We start from the raw sequence: 5,634 nt of genomic DNA on the forward strand, positions 1-5,634 counted from the left end.
AGTCGTTGTAACACAGCTTGGCGGCGGGGTCGGCGGCCCGCGCGGCGCGGAAGGCCTCCTCGATGAAGCCGTTGCCGAGCCGCTGCTGGAAGATCGAACTGCGCAGCGTGCCGACCGAGCCGCCGTCGGCGAACGCCTCGTTGACCACGTCCCAGGCCAGGATCTGGCCCCGGTAGTGACCCATCACGCCGTTGATGTGGTTGACCATCGCGGTGCGCAGGTCGTTCCCTTGCAGGTTCTGCACCCAGCCGGGGGTCTGGGCGTGCCACACCAGCGTGTGCCCGCGGATCTTCATGCCGTTGTTCCGGGCGTTGGTGACGATCCGGTCGGCCGAGCCGAAGCTGAAGGAGTTGCGCGAGGGTTCGGTGGCGTCCCACTTCATCTCGTTCTCGGCGGTGACCGAGTTGAACTCCCGGTTCCACGTCGTCACGTACGTCGAGTCGTTGAGATGGCTCGCCGAGACCGCGGCCCCGTAGTACCGGCCGCTCTGCGCGGCCGCCGCGCCGAGCGTGCCGGCGGCGGCGTCGACCGGCGCGGGCAGGGCCAGCGCCGTGACGACACCGAGCACGCCGAGAGCACCGGCGGCGAATGCCCGGCGCGAACCGGCGGATGCTCGCCGTGCTCCGGACAGGGGTAGGGCGTTCACGCCCATGACTGAACCTCCACTTAGAGGGATCGATGGATGATTCGGTGAAGATCGGGAGATTCGACGCCGTATCGCAGCGACAGGGCGCATGACGGACGGCGTCCCAGAGCGCGGCCCTTCCCCCTCCACCACCGGATCGACAGGAGGGACCGCTCGGGGACTCAGTGTGGAAATATGTATGAAACATGTCAAGCGTTCTGGGCGACTGGATCAGCTCACGGGAGCGGAACCGGCACCGGGGCGCCGCTTCGCCTCTCGTCGCGGCCCGTTTCGGGGGAGGCGACCACTAGCTGCGAGAACCTGTGCGCGAGTGAAATTTTCAGCTCAGCACATTCTTGGGAGGGGCGAGTGCGCAGCCGGAAACAGCGGTCCGGCCTAGGTGACGGGCGGGCGACCGGATCGAAGAGAAAGTATGAATCTTGACAGGGTTCGTCCCGTCGTATTAGCTCCGCCGCACCACCACCGACGACCGTTCCGGCGGCAGATCTCAGCTCCGGAAGACACTTGTTAGCGCTAACACAAACGTGGCCACGACCGGTCCCCCGGCGTGGTCGTGGCCCGGCCCTCACCACGACCGAGTCGCCATGGATCTCTCGATGACGAAAGGACACGGCGTGAAACTGACGATCAGAGCCATGCTGGCGACCGCCGCCTCGATTCTGGTGGCCGCGAGCATGTTCCTGGCGATCCGGCCCGCCGCGGCGGCGTCGCTCACCCGGGTGACGAGCTTCGGGAACAATCCGACGAACCTGAACATGTACTGGTACGTCCCGAACAACGTCGCCGCGCGTCCGGCGCTGCTGGTGATGGTCCATTTCTGCACCGGGACGGCCAGTGGCGTCTTCACCGGCGTCGGCCGCGACTACGTCACCGCCGCCGACCGGTACGGCTACATCATCGTGATCCCCGAGGCCACCCGTGAGGGACGCTGCTTCGACGTCTCCACCGCCGCCGCGCTGCGGCGCGACGGAGGCGGTGACTCCACCGGCATCATGTCGATGGTCGCCTACGCCCGGCAGCGCTACACCGTCGACCCGGGCCGCATCGTGGTCAGCGGCTTCTCCTCCGGCGCGATGATGACCAACGTCCTGGCCGCCCAGTACCCGGATGTGTTCTCCGCCGCCGCGTCGTTCTCCGGCATCCCCGCCGGGTGCTTCGCCACCACCAACGGATCCCTGTGGAACAGCCAGTGCTCCGGCGGGAACCTGATCAAGACCCCCCAGCAGTGGGGTGACCAGGCCCGCGCCATGTATCCCGGCTACACCGGCCGCTATCCCCGCATGCAGGTCTGGCACGGCACCACCGACACCACCCTCGCCTACCCCAACTTCGGCGAGCAGATCAAACAATGGACGAACCTCAACCAGGTGAGCCAGACCCCGGTGTTCACCGACAGCCCTCGATCGAGCCTCACCCGCACCCGCTACGGCAGCACCGGGAACCAGCCCCCCGTCGAAGGATTCAGCTTCGCCGGCTACGGCCACTCCCTGCCCCTGGACGGCATGTTCCCCTACGCCCTCACCTTCCTCGGCCTCGACGGCACGGCCTCCTCCACACCCACCCCCACCCCCACACTCAGTCCCACTCCGACCCCCACGCCGACCTCTTCGGGCCCGGGTGCGATCCGCGGAGCGGGTTCCGGCCGGTGCCTGGACGTCGCCGGCGCCTCGCAGGCCAACGGCGCGCAGGCGCAGATCTGGGACTGCAACGGCCAGGCCAACCAGCAGTGGACGCCGACCGGCTCGGGCGAGCTGCGGGTGTACGGCGGCAAGTGCCTGGACGTGTCCGGGCAGGGCACCGCGAACGGCACCGCGGTGCAGATCTGGGACTGCAACGGGGCGAACAACCAGAAGTGGCGGTTCAACTCCGACGGCACCATCACCGCCGTCGGCGCGAACAAGTGCCTGGACGTCCCCGGCAACGCCACCGCCAACGGCACCAAACTCGCCATCTGGTCCTGCAACGGCGGCGCCAACCAGCGCTGGACCCGCACCTGACCCCGTGACCGGCTAGCCGGGAGCGGCGTAGCCGTGACCTACGGCGAGGCCGCGCGACTCCCGGAGCGGCCGCGAAAGCCGGCCCCCGTCCCCGGGCCAGGGGGCCGGCTTCCGGACATGAGCGGGACCTCGGTGGGGTCGCCGGGACCGGCGACCCCACCGACAGCGGTGGACGCCACGGGGAGCCCCCGGTCACCTGACAGGCGCGTGCTCCGAACCGATTCGAGCAACCGTCGCCTGTCGGCCGAACGCCGAGGCCGGCGCGCTGCTCACCGCCCTGCCAGGGTGCTTAACACGCCATTTACTCCGGGAACACCCGCCATTGACATGCGTCGAACGCCAGTCTTAAGCTTCGAGCGAATCGGTTCGACAGTGATTATCCCGACAGACCGCCGACCCCGCCTGAGCCCCTCACCCGCGTGCACGGCAGCCGGATCAACTCGCGAGGATTCCGCGACGAGCCCTGGCGAGGTCGCCCGCCGGGCCGAGGTGCGGCGCACCCACATCGCTTGTGATCCACGCACCCCCCGCCCTTCCTGTCCAAGGAGTCACGAGTGGACATCAAAATCGGCACGCGGCGCGGAACCCGTCGCCGGCTTGCCGCGTTCCTCACCGCCGGCGCGGTCGTCGCCGCCACCGTCATGACGGCCGCCTCACCCGCCGGTGCGGCCGACCAGTCCATCGCCGTCGACTTCTCCGCCGGCGGCGGCTCCCCGACCTACCGGGCCTCCGGCTGGATCTACGGCATGACCGAGAACGCGTCGGGCCCACCGAGCCAGTACTTCACCGACGTGAAGTTCCGGTACATGCGGGCCGGTGGGGCGCAGCTCGACAGCCCGGGCGGCTGGGTCTCGGGCAAGTACGACCGCCGGTGGAACGCCACCCGCGCCCAGCTGCTGCGCACCCGGTCACTCGGCGGCGAGTTCATCCTGCTCGTCCACGACCTGTGGGGCGCCGACGGCTACCCGATCTCACGCTTCCCCGGCGACAACGGCAACTGGACCGACTACGACAACTTCCTCACCCGCCTGATCAGCGACGTCCAGGCGACCGGCGCCCCCGTCCAGTGGGACCTGTGGAACGAACCCAACATCACCCTGTTCTGGAACCGCACCCAGTCCCAGTACTTCGAGCTGTGGCGACGCACCTACCAGCGCGTCAGGGCGGCGTTCCCGACGCAACCGATCGTGGGCCCGAGCCTGGCCGGCGTGCCGTCGACGGGCGGCTGGTGGACCCAGTACCTCGACTACGTCAAGGCCAACAACGTGGTGCCCGACATCGTCAGCTGGCACTCCCTGCCGAGCGACCCGGTGTCGAACGTGTCGACCGCGAACACCACCCTCAACTCCCGCGGTATCCCGCACCCGCGCCCTTACCAGATCAACGAATACGGGGCGTCGAACGAGCAGAACCCCGCCGACGGGGCCTGGTACATCGCACGCCTGGAAAGGGCCGGCGCCGACGGCCTGCGCGCCAACTGGGCCGGCGGGAACAACCTGCACAACGACCTCGGCAACCTGCTCGTCCACAACTCCTCCGGCCAGTACCAGCCGAAGGGCGAATGGTGGGCCTACCGCTTCTACGGCTCGCAGACCGGTCAGATCGTCTCGGTCACCCCCAGCGCCAACTACGACGCGTTCGCCACCAAGGCGAGCGGGAACGCCAAGATCCTGGTCGGCGGCGGCACCACGACCGGCAACGTCGCCGTCAACCTGCGGGGCCTGGACACCACGAGCGGCATCGTGCAGAACAACCAGGTGAGAGTCCTCGCCGAGCGCATCCCCTACAACGGCGGCGGCGCGGTCACGGGCCCGGTCACCGTCCAGAACTCCGTGGTGACCCTGTCGAACAACGGCACGACGGTCAACCTGCCGCACACCGCCATAGACGACACCTACACCATCACGCTCCTGCCCCCCTCCTCGGACCCCGGCCCCAGTCCCAGTCCCAGCCCCAGTCCCAGCTCCGGGGCGGCGTCGGTGCTGCGCAACGTCAACGCCGGCCGGTGCCTGGACGTCCCGAACGCGACCACCACCAACGGCACCCAGCTCCAGCTCTGGGACTGCGGCACCGGCAGCAACCAGCAGTGGACCCTGACCTCCGCCAAGCAACTGCGGGTGTACGGCAACAAGTGCCTTGACGCCAACGGGCAGGGCACCTCCAACGGCACCCAGGTGATCATCTGGGACTGCAACGGCCAGACCAACCAGCAGTGGAACGTCAACGGCGACGGCACCGTCACCGGCGTGCAGTCCGGCCTGTGCGTGGAGGCGAGCAACTTCGGGACCGGGAACGGAACCAAGGTGCAGCTGTGGTCCTGCACCGGCACGAGCAGCCAGAAATGGACCAGGAGCTGACCCGCGGCCGGGACAGGAGACGTCATGCCCCTCGGAAGCCTGAGAAAGGCGCTCGCGATCGGTGCGAGCGCGCTGATCGCCACCGCCGCCTGCCTGACCGGCGGCGGTGCCGCCCAGGCCGCGGCGTCACTGCCGTGTGACATCTACGCCGCGGGGGGCACGCCGTGCGTGGCGGCGCACAGCACCACCCGGGCGCTGTACGGCGCGTACAACGGGCCGCTCTACCAGGTCAGGCGCTCGTCGGACAACACCACTCGCGACATCGGCCTGCTGAGCGCGGGCGGAGTCGTCAACGCCGCCACCCAGGACGCGTTCTGCGCCGGCACCAACTGCGTCATCACCATCCTTTACGACCAGTCCGGCCGGAACAACCGCCTCACCCAGGCGCCTCCCGGCTACTGGCCCGGTCCCGCCGCCGGTGGCTGGGACAACCTCGCCGACGCGAAGGCGGCCCCGATCACCATCGGCGGTCAGAAGGCGTACGGCGTTTATGTTGCTCCCGGAACCGGCTACCGCAACAACAACACCAACGGCGTGGCGACCGGAGACCAGCCGGAAGGCATCTACGCCGTCGTCGACGGCACGCACTACAACCAGTGGTGCTGCTTCGACTACGGCAACGCGCAGACCGACG

The 5,634-nt window shown here is 68.8% G+C and carries 4 protein-coding genes; 3 read left to right on the plus strand and 1 reads right to left on the minus strand.

Annotation, left to right across the window (positions count from 1 at the left end; all coding sequences use genetic code 11):
• A partial coding sequence (locus tag ACFP1K_RS40800; protein WP_380763921.1) for an endo-1,4-beta-xylanase occupies positions 1–652 on the minus strand: 652 nt, incomplete at its 3' end.
• A gap of 608 nt (positions 653–1,260) precedes the next feature.
• Here ACFP1K_RS40800 and ACFP1K_RS40805 point away from each other — a divergent pair.
• The 3 genes from ACFP1K_RS40805 to ACFP1K_RS40815 all read left to right on the plus strand — a co-directional run.
• Positions 1,261–2,643 (plus strand): extracellular catalytic domain type 1 short-chain-length polyhydroxyalkanoate depolymerase, encoded by a 1,383-nt coding sequence (locus ACFP1K_RS40805; protein WP_380763923.1) that lies wholly within the window; start codon positions 1,261–1,263, stop codon positions 2,641–2,643.
• A gap of 554 nt (positions 2,644–3,197) precedes the next feature.
• Complete coding sequence (locus ACFP1K_RS40810) at positions 3,198–5,000, plus strand: ricin-type beta-trefoil lectin domain protein (RefSeq protein WP_380763925.1); 1,803 nt, start codon at positions 3,198–3,200, stop codon at positions 4,998–5,000.
• Between the two features lie 24 nt (positions 5,001–5,024).
• Positions 5,025–5,634: arabinofuranosidase catalytic domain-containing protein (locus ACFP1K_RS40815; protein WP_380763927.1), on the plus strand; the 610-nt coding region annotated here is incomplete at its 3' end.

The organism is Sphaerisporangium aureirubrum (assembly GCF_042658925.1).
GTDB lineage: Bacteria > Actinomycetota > Actinomycetes > Streptosporangiales > Streptosporangiaceae > Sphaerisporangium > Sphaerisporangium aureirubrum.